This window comes from Allobosea sp., assembly GCF_035999205.1.
Lineage (GTDB): Bacteria > Pseudomonadota > Alphaproteobacteria > Rhizobiales > Beijerinckiaceae > Allobosea.
Genome location: NZ_DASYHA010000021.1, coordinates 279,531 through 298,341, shown reverse-complemented (window position 1 = coordinate 298,341; position 18,811 = coordinate 279,531). Strand labels below are relative to the sequence as shown.

Here is an 18,811-nt window from a genome sequence, read left to right as displayed (position 1 = left end):
GCATCGAGCGATACCCGAGGCCTGATTGTCTCATCGGAGCAAGGCTTTACGCCTTGTCCTCGAAAGGGACACATCATGCATGATCTCACCCGCTGCGTTCACCATCCGGCCGTCGACGAGGAAGGCTATGCCTCGCTTGCCGTGCCGACGCATCGCGCCTCGACCATCGTCTACAAGGACGCGGCGAGCTTCGCGGCGCGGAAGTACCGTGGCTTCGACGGCTACACCTACGGGCTGCATGGCACGCCGACGACGCGGACGCTCGAGGCGCAGCTGACGGCGCTGCATGGCGGCGTCCGCACCGTGCTGGTGCCGTCCGGCCAGGCCGCTGTGACCATCGTGATGCTGTCGGTCCTGATGCCCGGCGACAAGGTGCTGATTCCCGATCATGTCTATCCGCCGGTGCGCAGCTTCTGCGAGGACTATCTGGTGCCGCGCGGCATCGCCTACGGCGTCTACGACCCGCTGATCGGGGCTGGCATCGCCGAACTCATCGACGATCGGACGAAGCTGGTCTGGGTCGAGTCGCCGGGTTCGGGCACCATGGAGGTGCAGGACGTGCCGGCCATCGTGCAGGCGGCCAAGGCCAAGGGTGCGCTCGTCGGCTGCGACAACACCTGGGCGACGCCGCTGATCTTCAAGCCGCTGGCGCACGGCGCCGACTTCGCCTGCGAGGCTCTGACCAAATATGTCGGCGGGCATTCCGACCTGCTGCTCGGCTCCGTCACGGTCTCGGATATCGGGCTGCGCCAGAAGATGAAGGAGACGCTGCGGGCCTTCGGCGTCGGCGTCTCTCCCGATGAATGCCAGCTCGCGCTGCGCGGCATCGAGACGATGGGGCTGCGTGTCGCCCATATGGGCAAGGTCTCCGAGGATTTCGCCAGGCGACTGACGCATTCGCCGGCGGTCGAGCAGGTGCTGCATCCGGCGCTGCCATCCTGCCCCGGGCACGAATTCTGGAAGCGCGACATGGGCCGCTCCTCCGGCGTGTTCAGCATCGTGCTGAAGCCGGTCGCGGACGCGACGCTCGAAGCGGCGCTGACCGCGCTGAAGGTCTTCGCGATCGGCGCCTCCTGGGGCGGCACGCGCAGCCTGATCGCCCCCATGGCGATGAAAGGCGACCGAACGGTCAATCCGTGGACACCGGACGGTACGGTGCTGCGCATCAGCATAGGTCTGGAGGACGCCGACGACCTCTGGAACGACCTCGACGCGCTCCTGGTCGCGCTCGAGCAGAAACCGACCGCCAAGGTCGCCTGAGACGACAACAAGAGCCGGGACGAAACCGACGCGATGGGCGCAAAGCCCGCCGCGCGAGGAGAACTGTGCCTGCAAGTAACCGAAACAATAAGGGGAACATCATGAAGCGATGGATTTTCGGCCTGGCGGCGCTCGCGGCCGCGAGCACGCCAGCCTGGGCCCAACCGAGCGGCACGCTCGCCAAGATCAAGGAGCGTGGCCATGTCATCTGCGGCACCAGCCCAGGCGTCGCCGGCTTCTCGATCCAGGATGCGGCCGGGCGCTGGCACGGCTTCGACATCGACATCTGCCGAGCGCTGGCGGTCGCGATCTTCAACGATCAGGACAAGGCCAAGTTCGTTCCCCTGACCTCGAAGGACCGGCTGATCGCCCTGCAGGGCGGCGAGATCGACGTGCTGCCGCGGACAACCACCTGGACGCTGTCGCGCAATCTCGGACAGGGGGTCACCTTCACCGCCGTGAACTATTATGATGGGCAGGGCTTCATGGTGGCGAAGAAGCTCTCCGTCGCCAGCGCGACGAAGCTCGACGGCGCGTCAGTCTGCGTCGCCCAGGGCACGACGAGCGAACTGAATCTCGCCGACTATTTCCGCAAGCTCGGCATGAAATACGAGCCGGCAGCCTTCGGGACCTCGGAAGAGGCGCTCAAAGCCTATGAGTCGGGCCGCTGCGACGCCTACACGACGGACATCTCGGCGCTTTCGGCCGTGAAACTCAAGCTGCAGGATCCGGACAGCCACATCATCCTGCCCGAGGTCATCTCCAAGGAGCCGCTGGGTCCCTGGGTCCGGACCGGAGACGAGGGCTGGTTCAACCTTGTCCGCTGGACGGTCGCCGCGCTGGTCAATGCCGAGGAACTTGGCGTGACGCAGGCGAATGTCCGCGAGATGACGAAATCCACCAATCCGGAGCTCAAGCGCTTCCTCGGGCTGGACGGCAAGTTCGGCGAGGCGATGGGCGTCAGCAACGACTGGGTCGTCCGGATCATCGCGGCCGTGGGCAATTACGGCGAGTCCTTCGAGCGCTATCTCGGATCGCAGTCGCGCCTCCAGCTCCAGCGAGGCCCCAATGCGCTCTGGACCCAAGGCGGCCTTCAGTACAGCCCGCCGTTCCGCTGAGATGACGAGGCCGGGCGGGCTCTGATCGTTCGCCCGTCACGCTGCTCATCCGGATTGGGCGGGGATCGCTCTTTACCGCGGCGGTTGCCGGCGCCTACAAGCCGCCCATCGAAGCGGGAAGAGACCATGAGCGACGTCAGGGATTCGAACGGCAATCTGCTGAAGGACGGCGATTCCGTCACGCTGATCAAGGATCTCAAGGTCAAGGGCACGTCGGTGACGCTCAAGCGCGGCACCCTCGTCAAGAACATTCGCCTGACCGACGACGCAGGCGAAATCGAGTGCAATGCCGAGAAGGTCAAGGGCCTCGTGCTGAAGACCGAGTTCCTGAAGAAGGCGTAAGTCAGGGGCAGGGGCAGGTCATTCTTCCCGGCCCCAATTGCGTAGGCGCCTGATCGTGGCGGTTGGGTCCGACGGCCGGCGCTGCCACAGGCCGCGCAGAAGGCTGACCGCGAAGAACAGGCCGAAGCTCGGCAGGGCGATCGCGACGGGAACGGTGAGGAGCCCCATGGCGCAGCCGCCGGAATCGCCCGCACCGCATTTCGGATCGAGCATCATCGCGCCGAACACGAACATCACGGCCAGGAGTGGGCCAAGCAGCAGGCCCCACAGCCCGGCGCGCAGCGCCTTCCAGAACAGCCTGCCCATGCCCGCCCCCTGCGAAACGGCAGGCTAGCAATCGCGCTGGGAACTGTCATGCCGGGCGCGCAATGCCTCGCCCGCTTGCCGCGACGCAGCATGCGGCGTAAACCGCGCCGGCCGACATTGGCGCGGCTTCGCCTTGATCGTGCCCGAAAAGCCCGTCATCGCGGCGCCGGCTTATCGGGGATAGCCGGTCCCGCCATTCCCGGCCTTCAGGACAGGTGCGACCCGAGCGGTCGCGAGGATGCACGATGTTTTCGCTGACGCCCGCGCTCGACCGTCTCGTGGCCATGGCCTCGGCCAGCCATGCCCGTGCCTGTGCGCTGCTCCTCCTGCTGTCGCTGGCCGCGTTCCTGCCCGGCTTCCACACCTTGCAACCGCTCGATCGCGACGAGCCTCGCTTCGCGCAGGCGAGCAAGCAGATGCTCGAGACGCGCGATTTCGTCGACATCCGCTTCCAGGACGAAGCGCGCCACAAGAAGCCGGTGGGCATCTACTGGCTCCAGAGCGCGACGGTCGCCGCCGCCGAGGCGCTCGGCGTGCCGCAGGCGCGCACGCAGATCTGGCTCTATCGCATTCCTTCGCTGATCGGCGCCATCGCGACCGTCCTGCTGAGCTACTGGGCCTTGCTGGCTTTCGTCGATCGCCGCTTCGCGCTGCTCGGCGCTGCCTTGATGGCGGCTGCGGTACTGCTGGGCGTCGAGGCCCGCATCGCCAAGACCGACGCGCTGCTGTCGGCCTGCGCCGTCGCGAGCCTGGGCGCCCTGGCGCGCACCTGGCTGGACTGGACGCGCTCGCTCGCCTTCGTGCCGAGTTCGCGCAACTGGCTGGTCTTCTGGGGCGCGACCGCGCTCGGCCTCCTGCTGAAGGGGCCGATCGTGCCGATGGTCTGGGGCCTGGCCATTCTCGTCCTGAGCATTCGCGAGCGCAGTTTCCGCTGGCTCGCACCGCTGCGCTTCGGGCGTGGCCTGCTGCTCTGCCTCGTGGTCGTGCTGCCCTGGTTCGCCGCGATCGCCTGGAAGACGGGCGGCAGCTTCTTTGCCGCCAGCGTGGGCCAGGACATGCTCGGCAAGGTCGCCGAAGGGCAGGAGAAGCACTGGGGCCCGCCGGGGCTCTACCTGCTGATCTTCTTCGGCACCTACTGGCCGGCCGCGGCATTCGCCGCGATGGCTATTCCCTTCGCCTGGGTCAGGCGCCGCGAGCCGCAGGTGTTGTTCCTGCTCGCCTGGATCGTGCCGTCCTGGCTTGTCTTCGAAGCGGTACCGACGAAGCTGCCTCACTATGTCCTGCCGCTCTATCCGGCGATCACCGCGCTGCTCCTGCTCGCGATCGTCAATGGCGGGATCGACCGCTTCCGCCGCGGCGCGGTCGCGACCGCGCTCCTCGTCGTGCTCGTGCCGCTGGCCCTGATCGGCGTCATCATCGGGGCCAACTGGTCGCTCGACGGCACGCTGCCCTATCTCGCGCTGCCGTTCCTGCTGCTGACCTTGCTCGTCGCGGCCAGCGCCGTCGCCGCTTTCCGCCGCAGCGACTTCGAGGGCGTGCTCCGGCGCTGCGTGCTGGCGAGCCTGCTGCTCGGCGTCGGCGTCTACGGCTTCGCCATCGAGAGTATGCGCTCGCTCAAGCTCTCGCCACGATTGGCCGAGGCCGCACGTTCCGTGGGCTGCGCCGATCCGGCCGTGATGACCGTGGGCTATCGCGAGCCGAGCCTCGTCTTCCTGACGGGAACCAATCTCGCGATGGGGACGGACGGCGCCGAGGCTGCCGCCTTCCTGAACCAGGCGGGCTGCCGCATCGCCTTCGTCGAGGCGCGCCACGGCGCCGCGTTCCAGGCGGCGATCGCCCAGGCCGGGCTGACGCCGCGGCTGGTCACCACGATCCGCGGCTTCAACCTGAATGGCGGCCGCCGGCTCGAGATGGCCGTCTATGCGCGGCCGTGAGACCGGCGCAATGGCGCCGTGCCCGAAAGTTCCTTGCCCTGTCCGCCTCGCTGACGCAGGTTGCGGGCCATTTTGCCGGATGAGGCTCTTTTGACCGAACCTTCTTCCCTTGCCCCGCTGCTGAGCGTGGTCGTGCCCGTCCGCAACGAGGTGGGCAATGTCGGGCCGCTCCTGGCGGACATCGAGGCCGCCTGCGCGCCGCTCGGTGCCTTCGAGGTCGTATACGTCAATGACGGCTCGAGCGACGGCACGCCGGCGGCGCTCGCGGCCCTGGCGTCGAACCGCCCTTGGCTGCGGATCGTCACCCATGCCCAATCCTGCGGCCAGAGCGCCGCGGTCAGGAGCGGCGTGCGGCACGCCCGTGCCCCGATCGTCGCGACGCTCGATGGCGACGGCCAGAACGATCCCGCCTTCCTGCCGGCCATGGTCGAGGCGCTGCAGAAGGCCGGCATGCAGGCCGGGCTGGTCCAGGGGCAGCGCGTCGGCCGCAAGGATACGGGCTTCAAGAAGCTGCAGTCGCGCATCGCCAACGGCGTGCGCGGCCGGCTGCTGAAGGACGGCACGCGCGATACCGGCTGCGGGCTGAAATGCTTCCGGCGCGAAGCCTATCTGGCGCTGCCCTATTTCGACGCCCTGCACCGCTTCATGCCGGCGCTGATGGTACGCGAGGGCTACGAGGTCGTGCATGTCGATGTGCGCGACCGCCCGCGTCTCAGCGGCGTCTCGAACTACGGCTTCTTCGACCGGCTCTGGGTCGGCGTCCTCGATCTCGTCGGGGTCTGGTGGCTGATCCGGCGCCGCAAGCGCGTGCCGCAGATTGTCACGGAGAACAGGTGATGCTGATCGATCTGCAGAACAAGATCGGCAACTACTTCCACGAGGTTTTCGTCAACAACCTCGATTGGTGGGTCGTGCTCGGTGTGGTCGCACAGGCGCTGTTCACGATGCGCTTCGTCGTCCAATGGCTCGCCAGCGAGAAGGCAAAGAAGTCCGTCGTGCCGATGACGTTCTGGTGGTTCTCGATCGGCGGCGGCATGCTGCTGCTGGTCTACGCCCTGCACCGGCGCGATCCGGTCTTCATCATCGGCCAGGGCTTCGGCGTCTTCGTCTATCTGCGCAATCTGCAATTCGTGCTCCGCGCCCGGGCAAGAGGCGAGGACACCAATGCGGGGCCCGGCTAGGCCCGCGCCGGAAAACGGGCCCGGTCCGACGCCGAGCCCGCTCCGACCGCTCAGGCGGCGGCGCGCAGCCGGGCGAAGCCGGCTTCGAGATCGGCCTTGAGGTCGTCGAGATCCTCCAGCCCGATATGGATACGGACCGTCGGACCCGAGAAGTTCGGCGTCGTCGCTGTGCGGTAGGCCTTGCAGTCGAACGGCAGGACGAGGCTCTCATATCCGCCCCATGACGCGCCCATGCCGAACAGGGTGAGCCCGTCCAGCATCGCCGCCACCGCCTTCATCGAGACGGGTTCCAGCTCGAAGCCGAAGAGCGAGGAGGCGCCTGTAAAATCGCGCTTCCAGAGGGCATGGCCGGGATCGCCCGGCAGGGCCGGGTGCATGACGCGTGCGACCTCGGGCCTGGCCGCCAGCCACTGCGCCATGGCGATGCCGGCCGGCATCTGCTCCTTCAGGCGGATCGCCATGGTGCGCATGCCGCGCAGCGTCAGGAAGGCATCCTCCGGCGCGATGATGACACCGAGCTGCTCCCAGCTGGCGCGCAGCTGCTTGTAGAGCTCCGGCGTCCGGGCCGAGACGGTGCCGATCAGGACGTCGGAATGGCCGGCATAGTACTTGGTGCCGGCCTGCACTGTGACGTCGACACCCGCCTTGTGGCTGTCGAAGAAGAGCGGCGTCGCCCAGGTATTGTCCATCATCACCAGGATCTGGCGGGCGTGGGCGGCTTTGACGATCGCCGGGATGTCCTGCATCTCGAAGGTCTGGGATCCCGGCGTCTCGGTCCAAATCGCCTTCGTGTTCGGCTTGAACAGCTCCGCGATGCCGGCGCCCACCGTGGGATCGTAATAGGTCGTCTCAACGCCCATGCGCTTCAGCATCGATTCGCAGAAGATGCGCGTCGGCCGATAGACGCTGTCGGTCACCAGGACGTGATCGCCGGCCGAGAGGAAGGCCAGGAAGGGCAGGGTGCAGGCGAGCAGGCCGGAGGGCGTGATCACCGTGCCGGCACCGCCCTCGATCGTATTGCAGGCGGCCACCAGGGCGTCGATCGTCGGGTTGCCCTGCGTGCCGTAGGTGTAGCGCGCCTTGCGGACGAGGAAATCCTCGGTGCTGGGATAGACCACCGTCGAACCGCGCACGATCGGCGGATTGACGAAGCCGTAACTGTCGGCCGGATCACGGCCGGCCATGACGAGACGGGTTCTTTCGCTAAGGCGCGCGAAGTCGGACGGGGGCAGCTTTTTCATGGCACCGGTAGGCACTGGGGGTGTTTGGGAGGAATGGGTCAGGCTTGACCACCCCCACAAACTCGCATGTGATGTATGCAGCGGACAAGGGGCGGCGCCGGTGAGGAGCCTTGCTTGACGCTCATGTAGGGCTCTGGCAATCGACGACGAGGGGATGTCGCTTATTTCGTGTGCAATCGAGCGAACTCGAGTTTCGCCGGCGATGGAACCGATGAAGGCCTGCCGGCTGAGGCCGGGCAGGAGACCTCAATGGGAGAGAGTTCTATGAAAAAGATTTTGGCAGCCGCGATCGCAGGGCTCGGGTTCGCCCTCACGGCGACGACAGTGTCGGCGCAGGCACCCGCGACCCTGGCCCAGGTCAAGCAGCGCAACATCCTCAACTGCGGCTCGAATACCGGCCTCGCCGGCTTCGGCGTGCCGGACGCCCAGGGCAACTGGGGCGGGCTCGACGTCGAGTTCTGCCGCGCCGTCGCGGCCGCGATCTTCAACGATCCGACCAAGGTCAAGTTCATTCCGCTCTCGGCCAAGGATCGCTTCACGGCGCTCCAGTCGGGTGAGGTCGACCTCCTGGTCCGCAACTCGACCTGGACGATGACGCGCGACGCGTCGCTCGGCCTGCTCTTCACCGGCGTGAACTACTATGACGGTCAGGGCTTCATGGTCCGCAAGAAGCTCGGCGTCACCTCGGCGCTCCAGCTTTCCGGCGCTTCGGTCTGCACCCAGCAGGGCACCACGACCGAGCTGAACCTCGCCGACTTCTTCCGCGCCAACAACCTGAAGTACGAGGTCGTCGCCTTCGCCTCGTCCGACGAGACGGTCAAGGCCTATGACGCCGGCCGCTGCGACGCCTTCACCACCGACGCCTCGGGCCTCTATGCCGAGCGCCTCAAGCTGACGGCGCCGGACGACCACATCGTGCTGCCTGAGATCATCTCTAAGGAGCCGCTCGGCCCGTCGGTCCGCAACACCGATCCGCAATGGTTCAACCTGGTGAAGTGGGTCCACTTCGCCATGCTGAACGCCGAGGAACTCGGTGTGACCAAGGCCAATGTCGACGAGATGCTGAAGTCGCCGAACCCGGAGATCAAGCGCCTGCTCGGGACCGAGGGCAAGTTCGGCGAGACCGTCGGCCTGACCTCCGATTGGGTCGTCCGGATCATCAAGCATGTCGGCAACTACGGCGAGTCCTTCGAGCGCAACGTCGGCCAGGGTTCGCTGCTGAAGATCGCCCGCGGCCAGAACGCGCTGTGGACCAAGGGCGGACTGCAGTACGCCCCGCCGGTTCGCTAAGATCTTTCGGCGGGCGCCGCGGCATGCGGCGCCCGCCGGTTTCCGTGACGAATCAAGGCCATGACTCGGCCAAAAGGAGGAGGCGCCAGGCTGGGGAGCTTGGTCCGGGACTTGCAAGGCAACCGAGAACGGGCAGGAACCCGTTCCGCCAACAGGGGAACATGGCATGAAGACAATTTTCGCCGCGGCGCTCGTCGCTGCAGCAACAACGGTATGCGTCGGCGGGGCCCAGGCCCAGACCGGCCTGCTGGCCCAGATCAAGACCAAGGGCGTCCTGACCTGCGGCGTCGGCCCCGGCCTCGCGGGCTTCGGCATCCCTGACGCCCAGGGCGTCTGGAGCGGGCTCGACGTCGACCTCTGCAAGGCGATCTCGGCTGCCATCTTCAACGACCCGAACAAGGTCAAGTACATCCCGCTCTCGTCGAAGGACCGTTTCACGGCGCTCCAGTCGGGCGAAGTCGACCTGCTGTCCCGCAACACGACCTGGACGATGTCGCGCGACACCTCGCTCGGCCTCAACTTCGCGGGCATCAACTACTATGACGGCCAGGGCTTCCTCGTCCGCAAGAAGCTCGGCGTCGATTCCGCGCTCAAGCTTGCCGGCGCCTCGGTCTGCACCCAGCAGGGCACGACGACCGAGCTGAACCTCGCCGACTACTTCCGCGCCAACAAGATGAAGTACGAGGTCGTGGCCTTCGCGAGCGCGGACGAGACGATCAAGGCCTATGAATCCGGCCGCTGCGATGCCTTCACCACCGACGCCTCGGGTCTCTATGCCGAGCGCCTGAAGCTCTCTGTGCCGGCTGACCACATCGTCCTGCCCGAGATCATTTCCAAGGAGCCGCTCGGACCGGCGGTTCGCCATGGCGACGACAACTGGCTCGACGTGGTCCGGTGGACGCACAACGCCATGCTCAACGCCGAAGAGCTCGGCGTGACCAAGGCCAATGTCGACGAGATGCTGAAATCCGAAAATCCGGAGATCAAGCGCCTCGTCGGGACCGAAGGCAAGTTCGGCGAGGCCATCGGCCTGCCCAATGACTGGGCCTACCGGATCATCAAGCATGTCGGGAATTACGGCGAATCCTTCGAGAAGAACGTCGGCTCCGGCTCGCTTCTGAAGATCGCGCGCGGCCAGAACGCGCTCTGGACCAAGGGCGGGCTGCAATACGCCCCGCCGATCCGCTGACCGGATGGCGCGGCGCCCCAGGCGTCGCGCCGCCCCAAGAAGAACGGCACGGCCGACGGCGGTTAACTGACCGTCGTCGGATCGCGGGCCGCAACGAGCATCAAAAAAGGGCGTAACAGGTGGCGACCATTCCGACCGAAACTGTTCGACCGAGCAGGGCCTCGCTATTCTATGATCCGAGGATCAGAGGCTATGTCTATCAGATCGCCCTGATCGCGATCGTCGGCTTCCTGATCTGGTCGGCCGCTTCCAATGCGATCGAGAACCTGCGGGCACAGAAGATCGCTTCGGGCTTCGGCTTCTGGCACAATGCTGCCGGCTTCGACGTCAATCAGAAGCTCATCCCGTTCAGCGCATCGGGCTCGACCTATGGCGAAGCCTTCTGGGTCGGGCTGCTCAATACGCTGCTGGTCGCCTCGATCGGCATCGTGCTCTCGACCTTTCTCGGCTTCTTCGTCGGCGTCGCCCGGCTGTCCAGCAACTGGGTGCTGGCGAAGCTCGCGATGATCTATGTCGAGGTCATCCGCAACCTGCCGCTGCTGCTGCAGCTGTTCTTCTGGTACAATGCGGTGCTGAAGCCGCTGCCGGATGCGCGCAACTCGATCGCCTTGCCGGGCTCGATCTTCCTGAACAATCGCGGCCTGATCCTGCCCAATCCGCAGTTCGCCCCGGGCTTCATGGCCGTGGTGATCGCCTTCCTGCTCGCGGTCGTCGCCGCGGTCGTCTTCCACCGCTGGTCGAAGAAGCAGCAGGAACGGACCGGTCGGCAATATCCCAACGGCCTGATCGCGGCCGGCCTCATCATTGGCGTTCCGCTCCTGGTCTATTTCGCCGCCGGACAGCCGCTCTCGTTCGAGTTTCCGCAGCAGGGCCGCTTCAACCTGACCGGCGGCCTGCAGATCTTCCCGGAGTTCGTCGCGCTCCTGATCGGCCTGACGACCTATACCGCCGGCTTCATCGCCGAAGTGGTGCGCGCCGGCATCCTGGCCGTGTCGAAGGGCCAGACCGAGGCGGCCCATGCCCTCGGCCTGCGTCCGGGCCCGACGCTGAAGCTCGTCGTGATCCCGCAGGCGATGCGCGTGATCATCCCGCCATTGACCTCGAACTATCTCAACCTGACCAAGAACTCCTCGCTGGCGGTCGCGATCGGCTATCCCGATCTCGTCCAGGTCTTCACCGGAACGGTGCTGAACCAGACCGGCCAGGCGGTCGAGGTCGTCGCCATCACCATGGCGGTCTATCTGACCATCTCGCTCGTGACGTCGCTGTTCATGAACATCTACAACAAGCGCATGGCGCTGGTGGAACGGTGAGGGCGCCGACATGACCGACGCAACGCTCGAAAACGCACGCTACGCCTTCGTCCGCAAGGAGACGCTGGAGCAGGAGGCCGCGCCGCTGTCGGTGGCGGGGCCCGTCGCCTGGATCCGGAACAACCTGTTCTCCGGGCCCTTGAACACGCTGCTGACGCTGGTCTGCCTCTATGTCGTGGTGACCACCGTGCCGGAGCTGTTCCGGTTCTACTTCATCGACGCGGTCTGGACCGGGGCCAACCGCGATGCCTGCCTGGCGGAAAAGGCCGGCCGTCCGGTCGGCGCCTGCTGGGCCTATGTCGCCGATCGCTTCCAGTACTTCATCTATGGCTCCTATCCGGTGCAGCAGCGCTGGCGGGTCAACATCGTCTTCGCGATGTTCGCGATCGGCGTGGTCTGGATGCTGTGGGACCGGGCACCGCTGAAGAAGGTCGGCGCGTTCTTCTTCTTCGTGATGCTGCCGATCAGCGCCTACATGCTGCTGCTGGGCGGTGACGCCGTGGAGAGCCGGCTGCGCGTCCTGATCCTGATCACCTTCGCGCTCGCGCTGCTCTACATGGTGCTGTCCTTCGTGCCCTCGCTGGCGCGGTTCTGGACCGGTCCGGCGCTGCTCGCCGTGGAGGAAGCCGCGCCGCCCTGGAAGCGCTTCTACCGGCCCAAGCGCCTGATCCTGGTGGCGATGGTCATCTTCGGGCTGATCGCGATGCTCGACAGCCAGCTCGGCCTGCCGCGGGTCGATACCGGCCTGTGGGGCGGGATGATGGTGACCTTCCTGATCGCGGCGGTCGGCATCGTCTTCTCGCTGCCGCTGGGCGTGATGCTGGCGCTCGGACGGCGTTCGAGGCTGCCGGCGATCCAGCTGCTCTCGGTGATCTTCATCGAGTTCGTGCGCGGCGTGCCGCTGATCACCGTGCTGTTCATGGCGAACACCATGCTTCCGCTGTTCGTGCCGCAGGAGTATTCGCCCGATCGCCTACTGCGCCCGCTGATCGGCGTCGCCCTGTTCGCCGCCGCCTACATGGCGGAGGTGATCCGCGGCGGCCTGCAGGCGATCCCGAAGGGCCAGTACGAGGGCGCCATGTCGCTCGGCCTCGGCTACTGGCAGATGATGCGGCTGATCATCCTGCCGCAGGCGCTGCGCATCGTGATCCCCGGCATCGTCAACACCTTCATCGGGCTGTTCAAGGACACGACGCTGGTCACCATCGTCGGCATCTTCGACTTCCTGAGGACCATCGAGGCGACGCTGGTCGATCCGACCTGGGCAACGCCGACCACCCGCGCGACGGGCTATGCCTTCGCCGCGGTCTTCTATTTCCTGTGCTGCTGGGGCATGTCGCGCTACTCGATCGCGGTCGAGAAGCGCCTCGCCGCCGGCCAGAGACGCTGAGAGGGACCACGAACATGGCAACGGCTAGTGTGAAGACGACGGATCCCCGTCCGGCGGCGCTGAAAGTGACCTCGCTCAACACCGAGACGGCGGTCGAGATGATCGGTGTCAACAAGTGGTATGGCGAGTTTCACGTCCTGCGTGACATCAACATCAAGGTTTCGCGCGGCGAGAAGCTGGTGATCTGCGGCCCGTCGGGCTCGGGCAAGTCGACGATGATCCGCTGCATCAACCGGCTGGAGGAGCACCAGAAGGGCCAGATCATTGTCGACGGCACGGAACTCACCAACGATCTCAAGAAGATCGACGAGATTCGCCGCGATGTCGGCATGGTGTTCCAGCACTTCAACCTGTTCCCGCATCTGACGATCCTCGAGAACCTGACGCTCGCGCCGATCTGGGTGAAGAAGATGCCCAAGAAAGACGCCGAGGAAATCGGCATGCACTATCTCAAGCGCGTCAAGATCCCCGAGCAGGCGGCGAAGTATCCGGGCCAGCTCTCCGGTGGCCAGCAGCAGCGCGTGGCCATCGCCCGCTCGCTCTGCATGAGCCCCAAGATCATGCTGTTCGACGAGCCGACCTCGGCGCTCGACCCCGAGATGGTCAAGGAGGTGCTCGACACCATGGTTTCGCTCGCCGACGAGGGCATGACCATGCTCTGCGTCACGCACGAGATGGGCTTCGCGCGCCAGGTCGCGGACCGCGTCATCTTCATGGATGCCGGCCAGATCGTCGAGTCGAACGAGCCCAACGAGTTCTTCAAGAATCCGCAGCACGAGCGCACCAAGCTGTTCCTCAGCCAGATCTTGCACTGAGCCACGACACGCGGCGGAAACCCCAATTGGAGCGCCGGAGCGATCCGGCGCGCCAATTCTTTGAAATCACTGCATTTTCGATCGCCGTTCGCGAGCCCGCCGCGGCACCGATGGCAGACGCGGGGGAACAATACCGGCAGGCGATGGTTGTCCTCGCAAATCGGAGGACCCAACATGAAGCCGTTCATTCCTGCCCTGGTGGCTGCCCTGATCACGACGGGCGGCGCCTACGCCCAGTCGATCAACATCGGGCCGGGCGGTGTTCAGGTCGATCCGCGCTCGCCGCGCGAGCGTGCCATCGACCGTGATATCCGCCGCGAGGAGCGCGCCCGTGAACGCGAGCGCTACTACCGTGTCCGCGACCGTAGCGATTGCCGGACCATCACGACGGTTCGCGAGACGCCACGCGGCGAGATCCGCCGCACTGAGCGCGTCTGCGACTGATCGGGTTCGATAAATACGGAAAGGCCCGCCCTGCGATCGCTGGGCGGGCCTTCGTGTTTACAGATCTGGCGTCCGACGCAGGCGTTATTTGCCGTCGCGGGCTTTCACGGCCGTGTCCGGGAAATCGCTGAAAATCCCATCGATGCCGAGTGCGAGGAAGGCCTTGTACTCGGCTGCGGGATCGCCACTGAAATCGGACGCCAGCCGCTTGGGCTCGCTGCGGAATGTCCAGCTATGGACGAGCAGCCCGGCAGCATGGGCGTCCTTGATGACATTGGTCGGTGCGATCAGAACCCGGTCGCGCTCGTCGATGACACCGTCCTTGTTGAGGTCCTGCGGCTTGCCGTCGGCACCGATGACCTGCTTGCCGGCGAGAATATAGGGCTTCCAGGGGCCGACGCCGTCCGCATAGGTCGCGATCTGCTTCAGGCCTTCGGCGGACAGCAGGTCCTGGTTGGTGCGGCTGTCGCCCAGCACCGCAAAGTCATAGGGGCGGTCGAACGGGGCCGCGAGCGTGACGCGCCCATCCTTGTCGACACCATCGCCATCGACGAGCTGGACCAGACGCAGCTGAGTCTTCGGACGCAGGTATTTGAGGTTCGCCGTCTCGAAGCTCTGGATGAACACTGGCGAGGTCTTCTCGGTCCAGCCGGCCGCCTTGAGGATGTCGAGCAGCTTGTCTTCGAAAGCCAGCCCGAGCGCAGCGTGATAGGTCGGGTGCTTGGTCTCGGGATAGACGCCGATCGTGCGGCCGGTGCGCGCGCTCTCGGATTTGGCGAGGTCGATCACCTCCTGGAAGGTCGGGATCGCATATTTGCCGTTATGCGACTGGTCGCGATCGCCGAAGGCCTGCTTTGCCTTGAGCGTCTTGATCTCGGCGAGGGTGAAGTCGTTGGCGAACCAGTCCTCGGTGTCGATGCCGTCGACCTTGCGCTTGGTCTTGCGCCCGGCGAATTCCGGCTTCGTCGCGACGTCGGTGGTGCCGCTCAGCATCGGCTCGTGGCGCACCACCAGCACGCCGTCCTTGGTCGAGACCAGGTCCGGTTCGATGAAGTCGGCCCCCTGTTCGATCGCGAGCTTGTAAGCTTCGAGCGTGTGCTCGGGCAGGTAGCCGCTGGCGCCGCGATGCGCGATGATCAGTGGCTTCTGGCCAGACAGCGTAGGGGCGGCGGCCGTTTGCGCCAGACCGGCCTGGGGCGCGAATGCGGCGAGGCCGAGGACGGTCGCAAGGCCGGTGGAAAGCAGGGTTTTCGTCATCATGGCATCGATCCTTGGAACGGCGTTTCCGACGCGACCCTGATCGGGCGATCTGACAGGCGATTGAATGCCTGGTGGCCTCCCCGCAGCCATAGCTGCGGGGAGGGGAAGTCTCAACGGCGCGGGCCGTTCTCCAGCGTCGTCTTGGCGTCGAGACGCTTGGCCGGCGGCGGGGTCAGGTCCGGCGCAGGCTGCGCGGCACAGGCGGCGAGCGCGAGCGCGATCAGGGAAGCGACAACGAGATGGCCGGCACGGTGCATGAACAGGACCTTTTGTTGCAAGAGGCAGTTGCCTCGTGTTTCAGCCTGTGGAAGGACCGCGTCAAGAGCATGACGCGAGGCGCGCTATGACCGTGCGTCATGTTTGAAATCGACCAATCTCGATATCGACCCGCAAAATTGCCGGCGCTTCGACGAGCGTCCGGACCCCGGAATTCACCGCCATGACGCCCGCCGCCCGCATCAGCGCCGCCATCGAGGTGCTGGACGACATCATCCAGCGCCGGCGCCCGGCCTCCGACGCACTCAAGGACTGGGGCCTGTCGCGCCGCTTCGCCGGTTCGAAGGACCGGGCCGCCATCGCTTCGCTCGTTTATGATGCACTGCGCCGCAGGGCTTCGAGCAGCTTCGCCATGGGCTCGGAAGCGCCCCGCGCGCTGCTGCTCGGCATGCTGGCGCGGCTGCGCGGGCTCGGTCTGGAGGAGATCGCCTCGCTCTGCTCCGGCGAGAACCACGCTCCCGCGCCCCTGGAGGCGGAGGAGGTCGATCGGCTCGTCGCCCTGTCGCTCGCCGGTGCGCCCGACTGGGTCCGCGCAGACGTTCCCGAATGGCTCTGGCCCGCCTTCACCGTGGCCTTTGGCGCCGATGCCGTGGCGGAGGGCGAGGCGCTCGCCGGTCGGGCGCCGATCGACATCCGCGCCAACCGGCTCAAGACCACGCGCGCGACGCTGCTGGCCGAGCTTGCTCATGCGAACCCGGAGACAGGAGCATGGTCGCCGGATGCACTGCGCTTCCAGCCTGGCCATGACGGGCGCGGCCCCTCGCTCCAAGCCGAGCCCGCCTTCTTCGCCGGCGGCTTCGAGATCCAGGATGAAGGTTCTCAGCTCGTCACCCTTCTGGCCGGCGCAAAGCCTGGACAGACCGTGATCGACCTCTGCGCCGGGGCAGGGGGCAAGACACTGGCGCTGGCCGCGTTGATGAACAATCAGGGGCGCCTCTTCGCCACCGATCTCGACAGCCGCAGGCTTGCCCCGCTGCATGAGCGGCTGGCGCGCTCGGGGGCAGGCATCGCCGAGATCCGGATCCCGCGCTCGCGCGGCCATGAGCCGCTGGCCGATGTCGAGGGCCAGGCCGATCTCGTGCTGGTCGACGCGCCCTGCACGGGCTCGGGCACTTGGCGGCGCAATCCGGATGCGAAATGGCGGGTGCGGCCGGGCGCGCTCGCCGAGCGCGTCAAGGACCAGGCGGAAGTGTTGGCCCGCGCCGCAAGGCTCGTGAAGCCCGGCGGCCGCATCGCCTACATCACCTGCTCGGTGCTGCCGGACGAGAACGACGCGGCCATTTCCGGTTTCCTCGCCAAGCATGGCGGCTTCGCCCCGGTTCCTCTGCCGCAGCTCCTGGCGTCGCCCGAGGGGGACTTCAGCCTGCTGGCGCGCTTCGCGACCGAACACGGCGTGCAATTCTCGCCACGGCGCACCGGAACCGACGGCTTTTATCTGGCCTGCGTCCAGCGCGGGGCCTGACACAGGAAACAGCCCGTTGCACCGCATCGCGCGATGGCTTAACCGAGCGCGATGACGAGCGAAACTCACCACGACTCCATCCTCATCATCGACTTCGGTTCGCAGGTCACGCAGCTGATCGCGCGGCGCATCCGCGAGTTCGGCGTCTATTGCGAGATCGCCCCGTTCCAGTCGGCCTCCGAAGCCTTCCAGCGGCTGAAGCCCAAGGGCGTGATCTTCTCGGGCGGTCCCGCCTCGGTGCCCGACGAGGGCTCGCCACGCGCGCCGCAGGAAGTGTTCTCCACGGGTCTGCCGGTGCTCGGTATCTGCTACGGACAGCAGACCATGGCGCAGCAGCTCGGCGGCAAGGTCGAGAGCGGCCATGCCGCCGAATTCGGGCGGGCCGATGTCGAGATCGTCACGCCGTCGGCGCTCTTTGAGGGCGTCTGGGAGGAGGGCGGTCGCTATCCGGTCTGGATGAGCCATGGCGACCGCGTCACGCAGCTGCCCGCCGGCTTCAGCGTCAAGGCGACCTCCGAGAACGCGCCTTACGCGGTGGCCAGCGACGAGGAGCGGCGCTTCTACTCGACCATGTTCCACCCCGAGGTGGTGCATACGCCCGATGGCGGCAAGCTGCTCCGCAACTTCGTCGTCAACATCTGCGGCTGCACGCCGGACTGGAGCATGTCTGCCTATCGCGCCGAGATGCAGAAGAAGATCCGCGAGCAGGTCGGCAGCGGTCGCGTCATCTGCGGGCTGTCGGGCGGCGTCGATTCCGCCGTGGCCGCCGTCCTCATCCATGAGGCGATCGGCGATCAGCTGACCTGCGTCTTCGTCGATCACGGGCTGATGCGGATGAACGAGGCGGAAGAGGTCGTGCGCCTGTTCCGCGATCACTACAACATTCCGCTCGTCCATGTTGAAGCGGAAGAGCTTTTCCTGTCGGAGCTGGCCAAATGTGGCGCCGATCCGGAAGCCAAGCGCAAAACCATCGGCCGGCTCTTCATCGACGTCTTCGATGCGGAAGCCGCCAAGCTTGGTGGCGCCGATTTCCTCGCGCAGGGCACGCTTTACCCGGACGTGATCGAGAGCGTCTCCTTCTCCGGCGGGCCTTCGGTAACGATCAAGAGCCACCACAATGTCGGCGGCCTGCCCGAGCGCATGAAGATGAAGCTCGTCGAACCGCTGCGCGAATTGTTCAAGGATGAGGTCCGCGTGCTTGGCCGCGAACTCGGCCTGCCCGAGGCCTTCGTCGGCCGCCACCCCTTCCCGGGGCCGGGCCTCGCCATCCGCTGCCCCGGCGAGATCACCAAGGAGAAGCTCGATATCCTGCGCAAGGCAGATGCGATCTATCTCGACGAGATCCGCAAGGCCGGCCTCTACGACGTGATCTGGCAGGCCTTCGCCGTGCTGCTGCCGGTCCGCACCGTCGGGGTTATGGGCGACTATCGCACCTACGACCATGTCTGCGCCTTGCGCGCCGTGACCTCGGTCGACGGCATGACCGCCGATTTCTACCCCTACGACATGGCCTTCCTCGGCCGCACCGCGACCCGCATCATCAACGAGGTCAAGGGCATCAACCGCGTCGTCTACGACGTCACCAGCAAGCCCCCGGGCACGATCGAGTGGGAGTGACCTCGGCTCCCCGCTGACGCGGCGAAGACGGCGGTCCAGCGCGCATTGGAGAGGGAGCGCCGTCCGCCTCCCAACGGAGGCGCTCCCTCTCCGCAGGCCGGTGCCTGCGCTCGGCTCAGCCGTCGAGTGCCATGTTTTGGCTGGCCCATTCCGGCAGCAAAGACGAGTGATCGAGCCCTATACCGGCATGCACCTTGTGCCGGTTACGGGCGGATTAAATGGGCGTCACGCATCCGAGTGGGACGTGGGCCATTCGGTCACAAGGACAGCAGCGGCGGGAGCCGTCCCAGAGACGCGGCAATCGCGCGGCCAATGCCCCACACCAAGTCGTGATGTCGGATGGCTATCGGAGCGTTCCACGAGGACCGATCGA

The 18,811-nt window shown here is 66.1% G+C and carries 18 protein-coding genes; 14 read left to right on the top strand and 4 right to left on the bottom strand.

What is annotated here, in order from left to right; genetic code table 11:
• Positions 1-75 precede the first annotated feature (75 nt).
• The 3 genes from metC (VGN82_RS12050) to VGN82_RS12040 all read left to right on the top strand — a co-directional run bounded on the left by metC (VGN82_RS12050) (position 76) and on the right by VGN82_RS12040 (position 2,720).
• Positions 76-1,260, top strand: a complete 1,185-nt coding sequence (gene metC, locus VGN82_RS12050) for a cystathionine beta-lyase (RefSeq protein ID WP_327527251.1) — start codon at positions 76-78, stop codon at positions 1,258-1,260.
• A 101-nt stretch (positions 1,261-1,361) separates the two neighbouring features.
• A complete protein-coding gene (locus tag VGN82_RS12045) occupies positions 1,362-2,378 on the top strand; it encodes an amino acid ABC transporter substrate-binding protein (RefSeq protein ID WP_327527250.1) in 1,017 nt (338 codons plus the stop codon).
• A 126-nt stretch (positions 2,379-2,504) separates the two neighbouring features.
• Complete coding sequence (locus tag VGN82_RS12040) at positions 2,505-2,720, top strand: alkylphosphonate utilization protein (RefSeq protein WP_327527249.1); 216 nt, start codon at positions 2,505-2,507, stop codon at positions 2,718-2,720.
• 18 nt (positions 2,721-2,738) lie between these two features.
• Here VGN82_RS12040 and VGN82_RS12035 read toward each other — a convergent pair whose 3' ends face one another.
• Positions 2,739-3,026, bottom strand: a complete 288-nt coding sequence (locus tag VGN82_RS12035) for a hypothetical protein (protein WP_327527248.1) — start codon at positions 3,024-3,026, stop codon at positions 2,739-2,741.
• 245 nt (positions 3,027-3,271) lie between these two features.
• Between VGN82_RS12035 and VGN82_RS12030 the strand changes: the two genes are divergently transcribed.
• The 3 genes from VGN82_RS12030 (at position 3,272) to VGN82_RS12020 (ending at position 6,141) form a co-directional block, all read left to right on the top strand.
• Positions 3,272-4,960 carry an ArnT family glycosyltransferase gene (locus VGN82_RS12030; protein ID WP_327527247.1) on the top strand — a complete coding sequence of 563 codons (1,689 nt, stop codon included), beginning with the start codon at positions 3,272-3,274 and terminating at the stop codon, positions 4,958-4,960.
• 90 nt (positions 4,961-5,050) lie between these two features.
• Positions 5,051-5,797: a glycosyltransferase family 2 protein gene (locus VGN82_RS12025; protein ID WP_327527246.1), complete on the top strand. Its 747-nt coding sequence runs from the start codon at positions 5,051-5,053 to the stop codon at positions 5,795-5,797.
• A complete protein-coding gene (locus VGN82_RS12020; protein ID WP_414644278.1) occupies positions 5,797-6,141 on the top strand; it encodes a lipid-A-disaccharide synthase N-terminal domain-containing protein in 345 nt (114 codons plus the stop codon). Before VGN82_RS12025 ends, VGN82_RS12020 begins: the two co-directional genes overlap by 1 nt.
• A gap of 50 nt (positions 6,142-6,191) precedes the next feature.
• On the opposite strand, the gene metC (VGN82_RS12015) is transcribed toward VGN82_RS12020, so the two are convergent.
• Positions 6,192-7,382: a cystathionine beta-lyase gene (gene metC / locus VGN82_RS12015; protein ID WP_327527245.1), complete on the bottom strand. Its 1,191-nt coding sequence runs from the start codon at positions 7,380-7,382 to the stop codon at positions 6,192-6,194.
• Between the two features lie 264 nt (positions 7,383-7,646).
• Between metC (VGN82_RS12015) and VGN82_RS12010 the strand changes: the two genes are divergently transcribed.
• The 6 genes from VGN82_RS12010 to VGN82_RS11985 all read left to right on the top strand — a co-directional run bounded on the left by VGN82_RS12010 (position 7,647) and on the right by VGN82_RS11985 (position 13,823).
• Entirely contained in the window at positions 7,647-8,672 is a 1,026-nt protein-coding gene (locus VGN82_RS12010; RefSeq protein WP_327527244.1) for an amino acid ABC transporter substrate-binding protein, read from the top strand.
• A 166-nt stretch (positions 8,673-8,838) separates the two neighbouring features.
• Positions 8,839-9,861, top strand: a complete 1,023-nt coding sequence (locus VGN82_RS12005; protein WP_327527243.1) for an amino acid ABC transporter substrate-binding protein — start codon at positions 8,839-8,841, stop codon at positions 9,859-9,861.
• Between the two features lie 119 nt (positions 9,862-9,980).
• Positions 9,981-11,174 (top strand): amino acid ABC transporter permease, encoded by a 1,194-nt coding sequence (locus VGN82_RS12000; protein WP_327527242.1) that lies wholly within the window; start codon positions 9,981-9,983, stop codon positions 11,172-11,174.
• 10 nt (positions 11,175-11,184) lie between these two features.
• Positions 11,185-12,564 carry an amino acid ABC transporter permease gene (locus VGN82_RS11995; protein WP_327527241.1) on the top strand — a complete coding sequence of 460 codons (1,380 nt, stop codon included), beginning with the start codon at positions 11,185-11,187 and terminating at the stop codon, positions 12,562-12,564.
• 98 nt (positions 12,565-12,662) lie between these two features.
• Positions 12,663-13,379, top strand: coding sequence for an amino acid ABC transporter ATP-binding protein (locus tag VGN82_RS11990; protein WP_327527355.1), 717 nt, complete (start codon positions 12,663-12,665; stop codon positions 13,377-13,379).
• A 174-nt stretch (positions 13,380-13,553) separates the two neighbouring features.
• Complete coding sequence (locus VGN82_RS11985) at positions 13,554-13,823, top strand: hypothetical protein (RefSeq protein WP_327527240.1); 270 nt, start codon at positions 13,554-13,556, stop codon at positions 13,821-13,823.
• 84 nt (positions 13,824-13,907) lie between these two features.
• On the opposite strand, the gene VGN82_RS11980 is transcribed toward VGN82_RS11985, so the two are convergent.
• Together VGN82_RS11980 and VGN82_RS11975 are read right to left on the bottom strand one after the other, a co-directional pair.
• Positions 13,908-15,083, bottom strand: a complete 1,176-nt coding sequence (locus tag VGN82_RS11980; RefSeq protein WP_327527239.1) for a glycerophosphodiester phosphodiesterase — start codon at positions 15,081-15,083, stop codon at positions 13,908-13,910.
• Between the two features lie 110 nt (positions 15,084-15,193).
• Complete coding sequence (locus VGN82_RS11975; RefSeq protein WP_327527363.1) at positions 15,194-15,361, bottom strand: hypothetical protein; 168 nt, start codon at positions 15,359-15,361, stop codon at positions 15,194-15,196.
• Between the two features lie 161 nt (positions 15,362-15,522).
• Here VGN82_RS11975 and VGN82_RS11970 point away from each other — a divergent pair, with 161 nt between their 5' ends.
• Positions 15,523-16,821: an RsmB/NOP family class I SAM-dependent RNA methyltransferase gene (locus VGN82_RS11970; protein ID WP_327527238.1), complete on the top strand. Its 1,299-nt coding sequence runs from the start codon at positions 15,523-15,525 to the stop codon at positions 16,819-16,821.
• Positions 16,822-16,872: 51 nt separating this feature from the next.
• Complete coding sequence (guaA, locus tag VGN82_RS11965) at positions 16,873-18,438, top strand: glutamine-hydrolyzing GMP synthase (RefSeq protein WP_327527237.1); 1,566 nt, start codon at positions 16,873-16,875, stop codon at positions 18,436-18,438.
• Positions 18,439-18,811: the final 373 nt, after the last annotated feature.

Coding starts and splice junctions, on each gene's coding strand:
- metC (WP_327527251.1), top strand. CDS start 76: ATGCATGATCTCACCCGCTGCGTTCACCATCCGGCCGTCGACGAGGAA.
- VGN82_RS12045 (WP_327527250.1), top strand. CDS start 1,362: ATGAAGCGATGGATTTTCGGCCTGGCGGCGCTCGCGGCCGCGAGCACG.
- VGN82_RS12040 (WP_327527249.1), top strand. CDS start 2,505: ATGAGCGACGTCAGGGATTCGAACGGCAATCTGCTGAAGGACGGCGAT.
- VGN82_RS12035 (WP_327527248.1), bottom strand. CDS start 3,026: ATGGGCAGGCTGTTCTGGAAGGCGCTGCGCGCCGGGCTGTGGGGCCTG.
- VGN82_RS12030 (WP_327527247.1), top strand. CDS start 3,272: ATGTTTTCGCTGACGCCCGCGCTCGACCGTCTCGTGGCCATGGCCTCG.
- VGN82_RS12020 (WP_414644278.1), top strand. CDS start 5,797: ATGCTGATCGATCTGCAGAACAAGATCGGCAACTACTTCCACGAGGTT.
- metC (WP_327527245.1), bottom strand. CDS start 7,382: ATGAAAAAGCTGCCCCCGTCCGACTTCGCGCGCCTTAGCGAAAGAACC.
- VGN82_RS12010 (WP_327527244.1), top strand. CDS start 7,647: ATGAAAAAGATTTTGGCAGCCGCGATCGCAGGGCTCGGGTTCGCCCTC.
- VGN82_RS12005 (WP_327527243.1), top strand. CDS start 8,839: ATGAAGACAATTTTCGCCGCGGCGCTCGTCGCTGCAGCAACAACGGTA.
- VGN82_RS11995 (WP_327527241.1), top strand. CDS start 11,185: ATGACCGACGCAACGCTCGAAAACGCACGCTACGCCTTCGTCCGCAAG.
- VGN82_RS11990 (WP_327527355.1), top strand. CDS start 12,663: ATGATCGGTGTCAACAAGTGGTATGGCGAGTTTCACGTCCTGCGTGAC.
- VGN82_RS11985 (WP_327527240.1), top strand. CDS start 13,554: ATGAAGCCGTTCATTCCTGCCCTGGTGGCTGCCCTGATCACGACGGGC.
- VGN82_RS11980 (WP_327527239.1), bottom strand. CDS start 15,083: ATGATGACGAAAACCCTGCTTTCCACCGGCCTTGCGACCGTCCTCGGC.
- VGN82_RS11970 (WP_327527238.1), top strand. CDS start 15,523: ATGACGCCCGCCGCCCGCATCAGCGCCGCCATCGAGGTGCTGGACGAC.
- guaA (WP_327527237.1), top strand. CDS start 16,873: ATGACGAGCGAAACTCACCACGACTCCATCCTCATCATCGACTTCGGT.